The organism is Telluria mixta (genome assembly GCF_029223865.1).
GTDB lineage: Bacteria > Pseudomonadota > Gammaproteobacteria > Burkholderiales > Burkholderiaceae_D > Telluria > Telluria mixta.
Map to the genome: position 1 here is coordinate 1571618 of NZ_CP119520.1, position 15901 is coordinate 1587518.

General features: G+C 64.8%; 15 protein-coding genes. 4 read left to right on the plus strand and 11 right to left on the minus strand.

Annotated elements, in window-relative coordinates; all coding sequences use genetic code 11:
* Positions 1-12: 12 nt before the first annotated feature.
* Positions 13-342: an iron donor protein CyaY gene (cyaY, locus tag P0M04_RS06910; protein ID WP_259448204.1), complete on the minus strand. Its 330-nt coding sequence runs from the start codon at positions 340-342 to the stop codon at positions 13-15.
* 41 nt (positions 343-383) lie between these two features.
* On the opposite strand from cyaY, the gene lptM reads away from it, so the two are divergent.
* Both lptM and lysA read left to right on the plus strand, forming a co-directional pair.
* Positions 384-656 carry an LPS translocon maturation chaperone LptM gene (gene lptM, locus P0M04_RS06915; RefSeq protein WP_259448205.1) on the plus strand — a complete coding sequence of 91 codons (273 nt, stop codon included), beginning with the start codon at positions 384-386 and terminating at the stop codon, positions 654-656.
* Positions 657-664: 8 nt separating this feature from the next.
* Positions 665-1939: a diaminopimelate decarboxylase gene (gene lysA, locus P0M04_RS06920; RefSeq protein ID WP_259448206.1), complete on the plus strand. Its 1275-nt coding sequence runs from the start codon at positions 665-667 to the stop codon at positions 1937-1939.
* 60 nt (positions 1940-1999) lie between these two features.
* On the opposite strand, the gene P0M04_RS06925 is transcribed toward lysA, so the two are convergent.
* The 6 genes from P0M04_RS06925 to P0M04_RS06950 all read right to left on the minus strand — a co-directional run bounded on the left by P0M04_RS06925 (position 2000) and on the right by P0M04_RS06950 (position 8056).
* A complete protein-coding gene (locus P0M04_RS06925) occupies positions 2000-2182 on the minus strand; it encodes a hypothetical protein (protein ID WP_105378875.1) in 183 nt (60 codons plus the stop codon).
* A gap of 4 nt (positions 2183-2186) precedes the next feature.
* The gene (gene msrQ, locus P0M04_RS06930) at positions 2187-2828 is read right to left on the minus strand and encodes a protein-methionine-sulfoxide reductase heme-binding subunit MsrQ (protein ID WP_259448207.1); all 642 of its coding nucleotides are present in this window, start codon (positions 2826-2828) and stop codon (positions 2187-2189) included.
* Between the two features lie 12 nt (positions 2829-2840).
* The gene (gene msrP / locus P0M04_RS06935) at positions 2841-3818 is read right to left on the minus strand and encodes a protein-methionine-sulfoxide reductase catalytic subunit MsrP (RefSeq protein ID WP_259448208.1); all 978 of its coding nucleotides are present in this window, start codon (positions 3816-3818) and stop codon (positions 2841-2843) included.
* A gap of 120 nt (positions 3819-3938) precedes the next feature.
* Positions 3939-5105: a c-type cytochrome biogenesis protein CcsB gene (gene ccsB / locus P0M04_RS06940; protein WP_259448209.1), complete on the minus strand. Its 1167-nt coding sequence runs from the start codon at positions 5103-5105 to the stop codon at positions 3939-3941.
* A 30-nt stretch (positions 5106-5135) separates the two neighbouring features.
* Positions 5136-7229 (minus strand): cytochrome c biogenesis protein ResB, encoded by a 2094-nt coding sequence (locus tag P0M04_RS06945; protein WP_259448210.1) that lies wholly within the window; start codon positions 7227-7229, stop codon positions 5136-5138.
* Positions 7230-7372: 143 nt separating this feature from the next.
* Positions 7373-8056, minus strand: a complete 684-nt coding sequence (locus tag P0M04_RS06950; RefSeq protein ID WP_259448211.1) for a c-type cytochrome — start codon at positions 8054-8056, stop codon at positions 7373-7375.
* A 177-nt stretch (positions 8057-8233) separates the two neighbouring features.
* Between P0M04_RS06950 and yihA the strand changes: the two genes are divergently transcribed.
* Positions 8234-8926, plus strand: a complete 693-nt coding sequence (yihA, locus tag P0M04_RS06955; protein WP_259448212.1) for a ribosome biogenesis GTP-binding protein YihA/YsxC — start codon at positions 8234-8236, stop codon at positions 8924-8926.
* Between the two features lie 13 nt (positions 8927-8939).
* Positions 8940-9953 (plus strand): porphobilinogen synthase, encoded by a 1014-nt coding sequence (hemB, locus tag P0M04_RS06960; RefSeq protein ID WP_259448213.1) that lies wholly within the window; start codon positions 8940-8942, stop codon positions 9951-9953.
* Between the two features lies 1 nt (position 9954).
* On the opposite strand, the gene P0M04_RS06965 is transcribed toward hemB, so the two are convergent.
* The 4 genes from P0M04_RS06965 to P0M04_RS06980 all read right to left on the minus strand — a co-directional run bounded on the left by P0M04_RS06965 (position 9955) and on the right by P0M04_RS06980 (position 15901).
* Complete coding sequence (locus tag P0M04_RS06965) at positions 9955-10443, minus strand: DsbC family protein (protein ID WP_259448214.1); 489 nt, start codon at positions 10441-10443, stop codon at positions 9955-9957.
* Between the two features lie 76 nt (positions 10444-10519).
* Entirely contained in the window at positions 10520-11419 is a 900-nt protein-coding gene (locus tag P0M04_RS06970; protein WP_259448215.1) for a cell envelope integrity TolA family protein, read from the minus strand.
* A gap of 190 nt (positions 11420-11609) precedes the next feature.
* A complete protein-coding gene (locus tag P0M04_RS06975) occupies positions 11610-14726 on the minus strand; it encodes an efflux RND transporter permease subunit (RefSeq protein WP_259448216.1) in 3117 nt (1038 codons plus the stop codon).
* A 5-nt stretch (positions 14727-14731) separates the two neighbouring features.
* The gene (locus P0M04_RS06980) at positions 14732-15901 is read right to left on the minus strand and encodes an efflux RND transporter periplasmic adaptor subunit (protein WP_259448217.1); all 1170 of its coding nucleotides are present in this window, start codon (positions 15899-15901) and stop codon (positions 14732-14734) included.

Here is a 15901-nt window from a genome sequence, read left to right on the forward strand (position 1 = left end):
CCGCCGCCCGCCTTACTTCAGCTTGACCGGCGCGCCGCCCTGCTGGGTGGCGAAATCCGACAGCGACGTGAAGAACTCCGTGTCGTCGCGCGTATTGCGCCACTCGTCGCCCACGCGCTTGTAGTGGAAGCCGCCGGCGCGGGCCGCGATCCACATTTCCTGCAACGGCGCCTGGCTGTTGACGATGATCTTCGAGCCGTTGTCGACGAACTCGATCTCGAGCACGTTGCCGCTGCGCTTGCACTCGACGTCGACGATATCCTGCTCGAACAGGCGGTCGAACGCCTGCTCGATGTCGTTCAGGGTGGACTCGGCCAGGGCCAAGAATTCGGATTCGGTCATGCTACACTCCAAGGTCTGCTAATCAAACCGTGATTCTAATCGTGAAGTCCCCATTTGCGCTCCTGACAAGCCTGGCGACCCTGATGGCGCTGTCGGCCTGCGGCCAGACCGGTCCGCTCTACATGCCCAAGCCGCCCACCCGTACCCCTGCCGCGAACACCAGCGCGGCACCGGCCGGCACGACGAATACGCCCGCCGCGGCGACCCAGCTCACGCCGCCGGCCCCCGCTGCCGGCGTGACGATGCCCGTCGGCGACTCCAACGCCAACAATACGCAAGCCCCGAACCAGCCTTCGCCGGCCAGCCAACAGTAAGCACATCCATGTCGCACTTCACCTACCAAGACGGCGTCCTGCACGCCGAACGCGTTCCCCTGTCCCAAATTGCCACCGAACACGGCACCCCGACCTACGTCTACTCGAAAGCCCAGCTGCTGGAAAACTTCGCCGGCTACGCGCGCCCGTGCGCGGGCCGCGACGCGCTGGTCTGCTATGCGATGAAGGCGAACTCCAACCTGGCCATCCTCGACCTGCTGGCCCGGGAAGGCGCAGGCTTCGACATCGTGTCGGGCGGCGAGCTGCTGCGCGTGATCGCGGCCGGCGGCGACCCGGGCAAGGTGATCTTCTCGGGCGTCGGCAAGACCGCGGCGGAGATCGCGCTGGCGCTGGAGAAAGGCATCCTGTGCTTCAACGTCGAGTCGATTCCCGAGCTGCACCGCATCAACGAGGTCGCGGGCCGCATGGGCAAGCGCGCGCCCATCTCGCTGCGCGTGAACCCGAACGTCGACCCGAAAACCCACCCGTACATCGCCACCGGCCTGAAGGCCAGCAAGTTCGGCGTCGCGTTCTCGGACGCGCTGGACACCTACCGCACCGCGGCGAAGCTGCCGCACCTGGACGTCGTCGGCATCGACTGCCACATCGGCTCGCAGCTGCTGGACGACGCGCCGCTGCTGGAAGCGCTGGACAAGCTGATCGAACTGATCGACACGCTCGCGGGCGAAGGCATCCACATCCACCACCTGGACGTGGGCGGCGGCCTGGGCATCGACTACGGCACGGGCGAGGACTCGCCGGTGCCGATCGCGCACTACGTCGAGCGCGTGTTCGCGCGCGTGGACGCGTGGCGCGCGGAAAAGCACGGCGGCCAACCGATCAAGGTGATCTTCGAGCCGGGCCGCTCGATCGTCGGCAACACGGGCGTGCTGCTGATGTCGGTGGAATTCCTGAAGCCGGGCGAGGAAAAGAATTTCTGCGTCGTCGATGCCGCCATGAACGACATGGCCCGTCCCACGCTGTACCAGGCCTGGATGGACGTCAAGCCGGTCGTGCAGCGCGCCGGCGATGCGGTGACCTATGACCTCGTCGGCCCCGTGTGCGAATCGGGCGACTGGCTCGCCCGCGACCGCGCGCTGGCCGTCGAGCCGGGCGACGTGCTGGCCATGATGGCGGCCGGTGCCTACGGCTTCACGATGGCATCGAACTACAACACGCGCGGCCGCGCGGCCGAGGTGCTCGTCGACGGGGACCAGGCGCATGTGATCCGCAAGCGTGAAAACCCGGCGGACCTGTTCGCGTTAGAAAGCATCGTCACGTAACCGTGACGAGGTTTGATTGATGCCCCGGGCTTCGGGATTGATGCCCCCGGCATCAATCACTCACTCGCGTCTTCTTGACCGGTCATCCGGCCACATCTGCGCCGCACACGCGGCAGCCTGCTCGTTCCAGCGACCGCCCAGGTCGAGACAGCGTTCGAGCAGGCCATAGCGCGGCCGCCCCATGCCAAAAACGAGCACGAGGGCCAGTACCACGACGATCACCAGCGCAAGGGGCCACTTCATGTCGTCATGATCGCACGGAAGCCGTGGTGACACGTTTTTCGGTGCGCGGACGGCTGAGGCTCCACCAGACGCGCAACAGCAGGAGCACGCCGACGATGCTGCCCCACACGATGGGCTGCTCGAAGTTGTGCTTGCCCGCCTTCATCCACCAGTAGTGCAGGATCGCCAGCGGCGCGATCGCGTAGATCACCTTGTGCAGCCGGGCCCAGTTGCGGCCGAGGCGCTTGATCATCCCGTTCGTGCTCGTCGCCGCGAGCGGGATCAGCAGCACGAAGGCGGCAAAGCCCACCGTGATGAACGGGCGCTTCAGCACATCCTTCCACATGGCGGCCACGTCGAAGAAATGGTCGAACCACAGGAACGTCATGAAGTGCATGAAGGCGTAGAAGAAGGTAAACAGCCCGACCATGCGCCGCAGTCGAACGAGCCAGTTCCAGCCCGTCAGGCGGCGCAGCGGCGTGACGGCGAGCGTCGCGCACAGCAGGTACAGGGCCCAGTCGCCGCTGCCGTGCGTGAGGAATTCGACCGGATCGACGGGCACCCCGGCCGCCGTCAGCCACGCCATGCGCAGGAACGGCAGCAGCGCCAGCATGAACAGGACGGCCTTCAGGGCCTTGAACTGGGTCGGCGTCGGGTTGAAAGCCATCTCAGCCCCCGCTCAATACAACTTCTTGAGATCCATGCCCGTGTACAGCGAGGCGACCTCGTTATAGCCGTTGAACAGCAGCGTCTTGCGCTTGGGTGTGAACAGGCCGCCCTCGCCGATGCGGCGCTCCGTCGCCTGCGACCAGCGAGGGTGGTCGACGTTCGGGTTCACGTTCGAATAAAAGCCGTATTCGTCGGGCGCGATGCCGTTCCACGCCGTACGCGGCTGCTCGCGCAGGAAGCGGATCTTGACGATGGATTTCGCCGACTTGAAGCCGTATTTCCACGGCACGACGATGCGCACGGGCGCGCCGTTCTGGTTCGGCAGCACCTGGCCGTACATGCCAACGGTGAGGAGCGTCAGCGGATGCATGGCTTCGTCCATGCGCAAGCCTTCCACGTACGGCCATTCGAGCACGCGGCTTTTAACGCCCGGCATCTGGCTGCGGTCGGCCAGGCTCGTGAATTCGATGTATTTCGCGTTGCTCGTCGGTTCGACCTGGCGGATCAGGCTCGACAGCGAATAGCCGACCCACGGAATCACCATCGACCAGCCCTCGACGCAGCGCAGGCGGTAGATCCGCTCTTCCAGCGGCGCCAGTTTTACCAGGCGGTCGAGGTCGATCGTCTGCGGTTTCTTGACTTCGCCTTCGATCTGCACGGTCCACGGGCGCGTCTTCAAAGTGTGCGCGTTCGCGGCCGGATCGGCCTTGTCCGTGCCGAATTCGTAGAAGTTGTTGTAGTGGGTCGCGTCGTCGAACGAGGTCTGCTTCTCGTTCGTCGAGAACGCCGGGTTGCGCGTGGCCGGCAGCTTTTGCACCGTGCCCTGGGCGAAGGCTTCGCGCGTGGCCATTTCCCACAGCGACGAGCCGACGACGGCCGACGCCGCGACCTTGGCGAGGAAGGCGCGCCGGCCTTCATAGACCTCGCGCGGCGTGATTTCGGACGGGAACGGCAAATCGATGCCGTTCGGATTTTTTCTGATCAACATGGCGGCTCCGGCTGTATGTAATGTTTCTCGCGACATATCAACGTTACACCATCTGCCGCCGCAGGGTCGTCCGGGCGGCGATTTGTTACCAATTGCCGCCCACCGACATAATCGAACACATTACAGCTTGCCGTACGAGTGCAGCCCCGACAGGAACATGTTCACGCCCAGGAAGGCGAACGTCGTCACGACGAGGCCGATCAGCGCCCACCACGCCGCCGCGCGGCCGCGCAGGCCGGACATCAAACGCATGTGCAGCCAGGCCGCGTAGTTCAGCCAGACGATCAGCGCCCACGTTTCCTTCGGGTCCCACGACCAGTAGCCGCCCCACGCCTCGGCCGCCCACAGGGCGCCCAGGATGGTGGCAACGGTGAAGAACGCGAAGCCGACGGAGATCGCCTTGTACATCACGTCGTCCAGCACTTCCAGCGCCGGCAGGCGGTCGGCCAGGATACCGTGCGACTTCAGCAGATAGGCCGATCCGACCATCGCGGCCAGCGCGAACGTGCCGTAGCCGATGAAGTTCGCCGGCACGTGGATCTTCATCCACCAGCTCTGCAGCGCGGGCACGAGCGGCTGGATCTCGGCGGCGTCGCGCGCGACCGTGTACCACAGCAGGAAGCCGACGGCGGCCGAGATCACGAGCAGCACGAACGGGCCCAGCTGGCGCGTCTGGTAACGCTGTTCGTAGTACAGGTAGAACGTCGCCGTGATCATCGAGAACAGGATGAACACTTCGTACAGGTTCGACACGGGGATGTGGCCGACGTCCGTGCCGATCAGGTAGGACTCGTACCAGCGCACCATCATGCCCGTGAAGCCGAGCACGACTGCGGCCCAGCACAGCTTGGAGCCGACGCTGCCGCCGAACGGCGAACGCGTGAGCAGACCGAGCCAGTAGAACACGGTCGAGAACACGAACAGCGCACTCATCCACAGGATCGCGGACTGGCTCGACAGCATGTATTTCAGGAAGAATTTCTGGTTGGCCGCATCGAGCGAGCCGCCGTACAGCTGCACCGCCCACAGCGCCAGCAGCGCGACGAGCGGCATCAGCCAGCGTACCGGCTTGAAGGTCCAGCCGACGAAGGCGAACACCGGCGCGGCCAGGATAAGAATCGCCTGCTCGTAGATGTCCATGTAGGCGCCGAAGCGGCTCAAAGCGTAGAGCGCGGCGGCCAGGAGGCCGGCGCCGAACAGCCAGTCGATGGCCGTGAGGCGCTTGAAGAAGCCCGGCGGGCGGGTGTACGCCGCGCCCTGCGCTTGCGATGCGGATGAAATGTCCATGGGTGTCTCCTGTTTCCTTGCTCTGCTAGCTTACGCCGATTGCGGCAATTTGGTCTTCAAGTCTTCGAATTCGCGCTCGAAATCGAGCGTCTTGCGCTGCGTGCTCATCGCCATCAGCGCGTGCGCGCCGCCGTCCGGCGCCGGTTTCACCCAGACCCAGACGCGGCGCTCGCGGATATAGAACATCGAGAAGATGCCCAGCACCAGCAACAGGCAGCCCACGTAGACCACTTTCTTGCCGGGCGAGCGCGTCACCTGCAGCACGGACGCCTTCACTTCCTTGAAATCGTCCAGCGCGAGGAACACGGGGGCGCCGTAGAAAAAGCTGTCGGACAATGCGTTCGTCGCCTGCTGCAGGAAGCGGCCGTGGGCCTCGGTCGGCGTGGCGGGTGCCATGCCGTCGCGCGCACGCGCGGCCTGCCACAGCTCCCACATGGCGCCGTTGAGCATCTTCATGAACACGGTGGCCGCCTTTTCCTGTTCCGCGGCGGGGATGCGCTCGAGGAATTTTGAGACGGCCAGATAGCCGCCCTGGTTGCCGTCGCCCGCGAAGATGGCGAGCGTCTTGGCGGCCGATTCCTGCAACTGCGCCGACAACGCCCCGCTCGCGTCGCCCGGCGGCAGCGCGCGCGCGGCATAGCGGCGGGCCGCTTCTTCACGGAGCGACGGGTCCGCGAGCGCGGCACGCAGGCGCATCCACTCGCCCAGGCCGTGGTCGTCGTCGGCGGGGATGCGCAGGAAACTGAACTGGTCGGACGGATTGCTGCGCACGCCGGCCAGGAATACTTCATGGCCTTCCAGCGTGACGGGCTGCATGTAGTTCAGGTATTCGCGCGCCTGTCCGGTCTTGTCGCGCAGCTTGTATTGCACGCTGGGGCCGACGTTTTTCAGGTCCTTGTTGCCCACGTTCTTCGCGGCCGAGCCCGAGTGCTGGGACAAGGTCTGGGCGAACTGTTCCTCGAGGCTCTTGCCTTTGGTGACGGCACGCGCATCGTTGTTCTGGCTCGTGTTCTCGACGTTGAACGGACGGAACCCCGACCACTCGACCGAGTAAACATCGGCGCCCTGCTTCAGCTCGGTCGCATTGCCGACTTCGCCCTCGAAGGCGAACGATTTATTGCCCGTGCCCGTCATGGGCCAGCCCGTCAGCTTGAGCTTGCTGCCGCCATCCTCGAAGCTGGACTGGTAGACGGCGATGCCGCGGTAGATCAGCGGCTGGTTGACCTTGATGGTGGCAGGGAAGGTCTTGCCCGTCTCGTGGTCGCGGATCACGACTTCGCTGGCGAACAGCTTCGGCATGCCCGTCGAGTAAAAGTCGATGATGAATTTGCGCAGCTCGATGGTGAACGGCAGATCCTGCACGAGCACGCCGTCGGCCTGCTGGAGCAGCGCGGTGTCGCTGGCCTGGCCTTCGGGAATCATCGTGTTGCCGCGGAAGGTCGGGTTGCCGAGGCCCAGGCGGTGCTGCGCCGGGATGGCGGAGATGAGGCCCGTGCCGGCATACGGCGTCTTGCCCATGAACCATTGCTGGAAGCGGATAGGCAAGTTCGAATCGAGCAGGCCGCCCAGCAGGATCACGATGATGGCCGTGTGCGCGAAGATGTAGCCGAACTTGTTGCCGGCGCCCTTTTTCGCAGCGACGAGCACGCCGCCCGCCTTGTCGACCATCTTTGTCTTGTAGCCGGCGTCGACGAGACGGGACGCCGTCTGCTGTGCGAGCGGGACCATGTCCAGCGGCGCCGTCCATTCGCCCCGGTGGTGGAAATTGCGCAGCGATTCTTCGCGCACGGAATCGCGCCAGCTCCGCATGTCGCGGATGAACTTGGGCGCGTTGCGCGCGATGCACAGGCTCGTGGACACGATCAGGAACGCGAGGATCAGCAGGAACCACCAAGCTGAATAGACGGTGTACAGGCTGAGCTTGCGGAACACCTCAAACCAGAACGGACCGAACTGGTTCACGTAGTCCGACATTGCCTTGTCCTGCTGCATGATGGTACCGATGATGGCGGCGATCGCAATCATGACCAGCAGGGTGATTGCGAAACGCATCGAGGACAGCAATTCGACTGCTTCCGCCACGCCGCGCCGGCGCGTCTTCAGTTCAATTCCGGTGGTACTCATCGACTTTCACTCTAGATACAACATTCATTGAGGATACAACAAAAGGGCGCCCCGCTTGCGCGGTCGCCCTTCCCTGTTGTTTCCTGTTTTTATTGTAGGCCGATTATTCGGCTCTATTTACTCTGACCGGCTTGTACCGGGTATCACTTCAAGCCGGCGATATAGTCCGCCACTGCCTTCATTTCTTCGTCCGACAACCGCTTGGCCAAGGTCGCCATCTGCGGGCTGTTGCTGCGCGTACCCGCTTTGAACGCCTGCAGCTGGGCGACGGTGTAATCCTGGTACTGGCCCGCCACGCGCGGATACTGGGCCGGGATGCCGGAACCGGTGGCGCCGTGGCAGCTCGCGCAGGCGGCCACGCCGCGGTCTGCGATGCCGCCACGATAGATCTTGCGGCCCAGTTCGAGCATGTCCTTGTTGCGCGCGGCGCCCTGTTTGGGCTGCTGCGTGGCGAGGTAGGCGGCAATATTCTTCTTTTCGTCCTCGCTCAGCATCTTGGCGTACGTCGTCATCACGGGCTGGTTGCGGGCCGGCGTCGTGAAGTCGACGAGTTGCTTGTGCAGGTAAGCGCCGACCTGGCCGGCCAGCCTGGGGTTCGTGTTGATGGTCGAATTGCCGCCGGCGCCGTGGCACGACGCGCAGGCCGGCAGGCCGCGGGCATTGTCGCCGGTGTCGTAGAGGGAACCGCCCTTGGCCGGATCGGCCTTGGCGGCGGCCGGGGGCGCGTGGGCCGCGTCCGCTGCAAGAGCGCTGCCCACGATGAGGAAACTGGCCAGCAAGGACTTCACGATCGCCGCGCAAGCGGCCGGTTGGAACACACGATTCATTCAAGCACCCTGAAAAAGTCAAAGATAAACTTGCAGTTGCAGTGCAGCGGTCATGCTCGTGCCCCCACGCGCCGACAGTGCAGCCTTCAGGCTCGCCGGCGGCAGGTAACTCCCTATTGTACAATAGCCTTAGTTTCCTGCCCTCACCTTCGTTGTCTTTTTCGCTCCACTTCCCTCATGTCCAAACTCTGGCAAGCCCGCTTCTTCACGACCGTCAACCAGTTGCGGGATCTTCCCAAGACCCAGGTGCCGGAAATCGCCTTCGCCGGCCGGTCCAATGCGGGCAAATCGACGGCGATTAATATCCTGACAAACCAGAAGGGTCTCGCCTTCGCGTCCAAGACGCCCGGCCGCACGCAGCATATCAATTTCTTCTCGATCGGCGGGGCGCACGTCGCCATGCACCGCAAGGATCCGACCAAGGTCGAGGAAATCGAAGGCCTGCTCGTCGACCTGCCGGGCTACGGCTACGCGGAAGTGTCGGGCGATGCCAAGCTGCACTGGCAAAGGCTCCTGGGCGACTACGTGCAGCGGCGCGAACAACTGGCCGCGCTCGTCCTGATCATGGATTCGCGCCGCCCGTTCACCGACCTCGACATCCAGATGCTGGAATGGTTCGCCCCGACGGGCAAGCCGATCCACTGCATCCTCACAAAGGTCGACAAGCTCAACCGCAACGAATCCGTCAACGCCTTGCGCCAGGCGCAACAAGTGCTGGACAGCTATGTCGACGAGGAAGGCAACGGCTTTCCGTTCACCGTCCAGCTGTTCTCGGCCCTGAAGCGCATCGGCATCGAGGAAGCCAACGACAAGATCATCGAACTGCTCGGCCTGGAAGAAGACACGCCTCCGGCCGATACTGACAACTGACTCAGGAACCGACATGCCGATCATCACGCCTTCGCAATACCCCGCCGTGCGCATGCGCCGCATGCGCCGCGACCCGTTCTCGCGCGCCCTGATGCGCGAGAACGTCGTCACCGCCTCCGACCTGATCTATCCCGTGTTCATCCTCGACGGCCAGAACCAGCGCCAGCAGGTCGCGTCGATGCCGGGCGTGGAGCGCCTGTCGGTCGACCTGCTGCTGAAGGTGGCCGAGGAAGCGGTCGCGCTGGGCATCCCCGTGCTCGCGCTGTTCCCCGTCATCGAGGCGTCGCTCAAGACCTATGACGGCGTCGAAGCGACGAACCCGGACGGCCTCGTGCCGCGCGCCGTGCGCGAACTGAAGCGCCACTTCCCGCAGCTGGGCATCATGACGGACGTCGCGCTCGACCCGTACACGACCCATGGACAGGATGGCCTGCCGGACGAGAACGGCTACATCGTCAACGAAAAGACGATCGCGATGCTGACGCGCCAGGCGCTGGCCCAGGCCGAGGCCGGCGTCGACGTCGTCGCCCCGTCGGACATGATGGACGGCCGCATCGGCGCGATCCGCATGGCGCTGGAAGAAAAGGAACTGATCCACACGCGCATCATGGCCTATTCGGCCAAGTACGCGTCCGGCTACTACGGCCCGTTCCGCGAAGCCGTGGGCTCGGCCGCCAACCTGGGCAAGGCCGACAAGAACACGTACCAGATGGACCCGGCCAACAGCGACGAAGCCCTGCGCGAAGTGGCGCTGGACATCGCGGAAGGCGCGGACATGGTGATGGTCAAGCCGGGCATGCCGTACCTGGACGTCGTGCGCCGCGTGAAGGACGAGTTCAAGGTGCCGACCTTCGCCTACCAGGTCAGCGGCGAGTACGCGATGCTGCAGGCCGCGTTCCAGAACGGCTGGCTCGATCCGGACAAGGTCATCATGGAGACGATGATGTCGTTCAAGCGCGCCGGCGCGGATGGGGTGCTCACCTATTTCGCGATGGACGTGGCGCGGCGCCTGAAGGCTGCGGCGTAAATCAGCGGGCTTTCTGGTTCGCGGCGATCCAGCGCGCCAGCTCCTCGCTCGTCTGTCCGCCGTACTTGATCTTCCCGTTGGGCGCGATCATGGCGGGCACGGACTTGATGCCCAGCGCCAGTCCGGTACCGAGGTTCTTCCTGACCGGCGCATCGCAGGATGCGTCCGCCACGGTTTGTCCCGTCATCGCGCGATCGAGGGCATCGCGCCGGTCGGGCGCGCACCAGATATGCTCCAGCAACGCCTGGTTCTGCCCGCCGGACAGCAGCGGGTAGACGAAGACGTACACGGTCGTGTCGTCCAGTTTTTCGATTTCCCGGTGCATCGTGCGGCAGGGCGCGCAATCGACGTCGGAAAAGATCGCCACGGTCCGGCTGCCGTTGCCGAATTTGTAGGCAATGGCCTGATCCAACGGCAATTGATCGAAACTCGTCGAACCCGGCCCGCACATGCCGACCAGGCACGCCAGGCTCACCAACGCATTGCTCATGCCACCCCCGTGGACAGTCCAGGGCTCAGTGTAGCAATAAGGAAATCGCTGAAGTCTCTCGGATTTCCACTACGAACTATCGTGGCGGTTTGTATTCCGGGAACATTTCCTTGTACAGGAAGGCCATCAGTTCGTCCGTATCCTGCGGCCGCGCCGACAGGGTCACGACGCGGTTCAGGCGGTGCGAATCCCACTCGAAGTCGCCGGTCTTTTCCTTGCGGATCAGCTCGATCATCTTCTTGACGATCGCGGTCTCGATATCCGGATCGCTGCCGCGCTCGACCGTCACGGCCGTCAGCCAGCGGCGCTTGAAGTTCGGGTTCCAGCCGCGGAATTTCAGGTCCGCCCTGCTGAACGTCTTGTTCGAGACGCTGAACACACCGCCCGTCTCGTTCGGATCCTGGCCGCCGCGGCCGTTGATGGCGGCGATGTTGGCGAGCGCGTTGCGCGTGCCGCGCGCGGCTTCGCTTTCCTCGGCCTGGTCCGTCTGCGCCGGGGCGCCGCGGCGCTTGCGCTGGGCCTCGATGTAGGCCTGCATGTCGACTTCCTGCGGCGGCGCCTTGGCCTCTTCCTTCGGCGGCTGTGGCGCCGGTTTTTCCTCGACCGGCTTGACGTCCGGCACGGTGATCGTGTTCGGCAGGCGCGGCATCGGGATCTGCCGCGGCGTGAACTTCGGCGGTGCCGCCTCGGCGGTTTTCTTCGGCGCCTGCTCGGCCGGCTTGGCGGCGGGCTTGTTCGGCTTCACCGGCGGCAGCCAGACGACGGCTTCGCCGGACTTCGGCGGGGCATGATGCTCGGTCTTGGGCTGCAGCAGGTAGATGGCCACGAGCAGCAGGTGCAGGCCGATCGTGACCGCGATACCCGTGCGGTTCGGACCCTTTTCTCCATAGACGACCACGTTCCGTCCGGGCAGCGGCTGGCCGCAATGTGCACAGACATCGCTGTCTTCCAGCGGGATATGGGAATGGTCACGCAAGATAATGAACGCCTCCGGTCGGAGGACAAATAAAAGATATTGACGAGGCGCAGTCTAACCCGTTTGGGTAGCCCGCGCACGCGGTGTTAAGGTTCTGTAATGAGAGTACAAGCTGGGTAGCTTAATGGTTGTTACAGTGTGTATCAACCTTACTCTCAAGAAAGACCCCCGCCTACGCGGGGGCGACGTTTTACGCCACCTTCGTCAATACCACTTTCCGCCCCTGCTCCACATCGACGAGCTGCGCATCCGTCATCGGCCCCGTGCCGCTGTACTTGTCGAGGTACAAATAAATCACGGGCGTGATGTACAGGGTGATGACTTGCGAGAAGATCAGGCCGCCGCACACCGCGAGGCCCAGCGGCTGGCGCAGCTCGGCGCCGGCACCCAGGCCCAGGGCGATCGGCAGCGCGCCCATCAGCGCGGCCAAGGTCGTCATCATGATCGGGCGGAAGCGCAGGATGCACGCCTCGCGGATCGCCTGCTCCGGCGCCATACCGTGGTTGCGCTGGGCGTCGAGGGCGAAGTCGATCATCATGATCGCGTTCTTCTTCACGATACCGATCAGCATCAGGATGCCGATGATGGCGATCATCGTCAGGTCCAGGTTGAACAGGCGCAGGGTCAGCAGCGCGCCCACCGCAGCGGACGGCAGGCCGGCCAGGATCGTGATCGGGTGGATGAAGCTCTCGTACAGCACGCCCAGCAGCACGTAGATCACGCCGACCGCCGCGACGATCAGGATCAGCTGGCTCGACTGCGAATCCTGGAACACGGCCGCGTCGCCGCCGTATTTCGTGATGATGGACGCAGGCAGCTTCATGTCGCGGCCCATCTGCTCGATGGCGGCCGTGGCGTCGCCCAGCGGCGCGTCCGGCGCGAGGTTGAACGACAGGGTGATCGCCTGCAGCTGACCCTGGTGGTTGACGGCGATGGGGCCGACCGTGCGCTTGACGGTCGCCACGCTCGAGAGCTGCACGAGCTGGCCCGTCTTGCTGCGCACCGACAGGCGCGACAGCGCGTCCTCGAACTGGCGGTCCTCGTTGGCCGTTTCCAGGATCACGTAATAGCTGGCCGCGCTGGAATAAATCGTCGACACCTGGCGCTCGCCGAACGCCGCGTACAGCGCCGTGCGGATGTCGCCCAGCTGCACGCCCAGCAGATTCGCCTTGTCGCGGTCGATGTCGAGCTTGGCCTGCAAGCCCTTGTCCTGGGTATCGCTCGTCACGTCGCGGAACAGCGGGTTGTTGCGCATGCGTTCCTGGTACTCGTTGGCCCACTGGCCGATGTCCGCGCCGGACACGCTCTGCAACGTGTACTGGTAGCGGCTCTTGCTCTGGCGGCCGCCCAGCTGCAGGTTCTGCACGGGCGCCATGTAGACGTTGACGCCGGCGATCCCGCGCAGCGACTTGCGCAGGCGGTCGACCACCTGCGGCATCTTGTCGCGCTGGTCGCGGGGTTTCAGCACGATGAACATGCGGCCGTTGTTGCCGCCGCCGGTAAAGGACGTGACGTCCTGCACGGCCGGATCGGCCTGGATCACTTCCGCCACCTTCGTCTGCAGCACGACCAGCGCGGACGACGAGATGTCCTCGGCGGCCTCGGTCGTCACGCGCAGCTGGCCGATGTCTTCTTCGGGGAAGAAGCCTTTCGGGATTGTCGTGTACAGCACGACGGTCAGCGCGAACGTGCCGAACGCGACGAGCAGCACGACGAAGCGGTGCTTCAGCGCCACGTCGAGCGTTTTTTCATAGGCATTGCGCAGCGCGGTAAAACCCCGTTCGAAATGGCGGCCGATGAAACTCTTCTCTTCCGTGTGGTCGTGGCCATGCGCCGGCAAAAGGCGCGACGCCAGCATCGGCACGAGCGTCAGCGACACGGCGGCCGACACGAGGATCGCGAGGCCGACGATGACGGCGAATTCGTGGAACAGCAGGCCGATCACGCCCGGCATGAAGAAGATCGGGATGAACACGGCGATCAGCGACACGGAGATCGAGACGATGGTAAAACCCATCTCGCGCGAGCCGTCGAGCGCGGCGCGCATCGGCTTCTTGCCCATCTCGATGTGGCGCACGATGTTTTCCAGCACGACGATGGCATCGTCGACGACGAGGCCCACGGCGAGCGTGATGCCCAGCAGAGAAATATTGTCGAGGCTGTAGCCGAGCCAGAACAGCAGCGCCAGCGCCCCCAGCAGCGAGATGGGCATCGTGACCGCGGGAATGAACGTGGCCGACGCGCGGTGCAGGAACAGGAAGATCACGAGCACGACGAGGCCCACCGTCAGCGCCAGCGTGAAGTTCACGTCGTGGATCGCCTCGCGGATCGAGACGGAGCGGTCGTTGACGAGGTTGATCTTGATGGAGCTCGGGAGCTGCGACTGGAAGCGCGGCAGCAGACGGCGCACGCCGTCCACCACTTCGACCGTGTTCGCGTTCGGCTGGCGCTGCACGAGCAGCACGATGGCGCGCTCGCCGTTGTAGGCGCCGAAGGCCCGGGTCGACTGGTAGCTGTCCTCGACGGTCGCCACGTCGCGCAGGCGCACCGGCAGGCCGTCGCGCGTGGCGACGATCAGGTTCTCGAAGTCGGCCGCCTTCATCATCTGGGCGGGGCCCTGGATGGTCAGCGTCTGCTGCGGGCCGTCCAGGATGCCCAGCGCCGAGTTCGAGTTGGACGAGCGCAGCGCCGTCGCCAGCTCGTCCATCGTGATATTGCGGGCATTCATGAGGTCTGTCTTCGCGCGCACGCGCACGGCGAAGCGCTTGCCGCCGTTGACGGACACCTGGGCCACGCCCGGCAACGTGGAGATCGCGGGCGACACGAGGTTTTCCGCGTAGTCGTTCAGCTCCGACAGATTCATCGACGGCGACGTCATCGTCATGAACAGCACGGGCGCGTCGGCCGGGTTGACCTTGCGGTACGACGGCAGCGTCGTCATTTCCTGCGGCAGCTGGCGCTGGGCGGCGAGCAGCGCGGCCTGGACGTCGACGGCGGCCGCGTTGACGTCGATCGACGGGTCGAATTCCAGCGTGAGCGACGTGCTGCCCTGCGTGCTCGTCGACGTGATCAGGTTGATGCCGGCGATCGTCGAGAACTGCTTTTCGAGCGGCAGCGCGACGGACGAGGCCATCGTCTCGGGGCTGGCGCCGTCCAGGTTGGCGTTGACGTTGATGACGGGCGTGTTATAGCTGGGCAGCGCCGCGACGGGGATGTGGGAATACGCCAGGATGCCGACCAGGATCAGGCTGATCGACAGCAGCACGACCATCACGGGCCGGCGGATGCACAGTTCGGACAGGTTCATCGTGTTCAGCCCTTGTCGGCGACGTGGACGTCTTTACCTTTGCCCATTTCGGACGCCAGGCGCACCTTCGCACCCGGGCGCACGTTCTGCTTGCCGTCGGTGATGACCTGCTCGCTGCCCGCGAGGCCGCTGACGGCCGCATCCACGCCCGCACCGTACACGCGGTGCACCGGCACGAGGCGGGCCGAATGATCCTTCTCGAGCACGTACACGAACGTGCCCTGGGCATTGGTGATGATGGCGTTCTGCGGGATCACGACGGCATCCTTCAAGGTCTGCACGATGACCTTCGTGTTCACGTACTGGCCGGGCCACAGCGTCGTCTCGCGGTTGTCGAACTCGGCCTTCACCTTGATCGTGCCGGCTTGCGGGTCGACCGTGTTGTCGACGAAGCTGAGCGTGCCCTTCACGGGCGCCAGGTCGGCGCCGGGCAGCGCCTCGACCTCGACCTTGCCCCGCTTCTGCGCCGCCAGCAGCGACGGCAGGCTGGATTCCGGCAAGGTGAACGCGACGGTGATCGGGTCGAGCTGGGTGACCGTCGTCAGCGACGTCGCCGGCTGCACGAGGCTGCCCGGATAGACGTTGATGCCGCCCACGCGGCCGGACATCGGCGCGCGGATCGCGGTGTAGCTCGTCGTGACGCTGCTCGCGCGCGCGGCCGCGATGTCGGCCTGCAGCGTGGCGCGGGCCTGGTCGACCTGGGCGCGCAGCGTGTCGACGGCGCTCTGCGCGATGAAGTGCTGGGCGAACAAGTCCTGGCTGCGCTTGAACTGGCGTTCGAGGTCGGCCAGCGACGCGCGGTCGCGTTCGACCTGGGCCTGGGCCTTGTCGAGGTTGGCGCGGTCTTCGCGGTCGTCCAGCGAGAACATCAGTTCGCCCTGTTTGACGAACTGGCCTTCCTTGATGTGGACTTGCCGGATGGTGGCGGTCGTCTGCGGGTGCAGGTCGACGGTGCGGATCGGCGTCACGGTGCCGTTGGCCTGCTGCACGACGGCCACGTCCTGGCGTTGCGGCGCCACGACGTTGACGACGGCCGGCGGCTGCGCACCTTTACCCTTGCCGCCCGGGGCGGCGGCCCCGTCGGCATGCGAATCGGACCCATGGTTCAGGATCCATGTACCCGCGCCGACGGCAACGACAACGCCGACGACGATCGCGATATTCTTGGTTTTCAT

Coding starts and splice junctions, on each gene's coding strand:
- cyaY (WP_259448204.1), bottom strand. CDS start 342: ATGACCGAATCCGAATTCTTGGCCCTGGCCGAGTCCACCCTGAACGAC.
- lysA (WP_259448206.1), top strand. CDS start 665: ATGTCGCACTTCACCTACCAAGACGGCGTCCTGCACGCCGAACGCGTT.
- P0M04_RS06925 (WP_105378875.1), bottom strand. CDS start 2,182: ATGAAGTGGCCCCTTGCGCTGGTGATCGTCGTGGTACTGGCCCTCGTG.
- msrQ (WP_259448207.1), bottom strand. CDS start 2,828: ATGGCTTTCAACCCGACGCCGACCCAGTTCAAGGCCCTGAAGGCCGTC.
- msrP (WP_259448208.1), bottom strand. CDS start 3,818: ATGTTGATCAGAAAAAATCCGAACGGCATCGATTTGCCGTTCCCGTCC.
- ccsB (WP_259448209.1), bottom strand. CDS start 5,105: ATGGACATTTCATCCGCATCGCAAGCGCAGGGCGCGGCGTACACCCGC.
- P0M04_RS06945 (WP_259448210.1), bottom strand. CDS start 7,229: ATGAGTACCACCGGAATTGAACTGAAGACGCGCCGGCGCGGCGTGGCG.
- P0M04_RS06950 (WP_259448211.1), bottom strand. CDS start 8,056: ATGAATCGTGTGTTCCAACCGGCCGCTTGCGCGGCGATCGTGAAGTCC.
- yihA (WP_259448212.1), top strand. CDS start 8,234: ATGTCCAAACTCTGGCAAGCCCGCTTCTTCACGACCGTCAACCAGTTG.
- hemB (WP_259448213.1), top strand. CDS start 8,940: ATGCCGATCATCACGCCTTCGCAATACCCCGCCGTGCGCATGCGCCGC.
- P0M04_RS06965 (WP_259448214.1), bottom strand. CDS start 10,443: ATGAGCAATGCGTTGGTGAGCCTGGCGTGCCTGGTCGGCATGTGCGGG.
- P0M04_RS06975 (WP_259448216.1), bottom strand. CDS start 14,726: ATGAACCTGTCCGAACTGTGCATCCGCCGGCCCGTGATGGTCGTGCTG.
- P0M04_RS06980 (WP_259448217.1), bottom strand. CDS start 15,901: ATGAAAACCAAGAATATCGCGATCGTCGTCGGCGTTGTCGTTGCCGTC.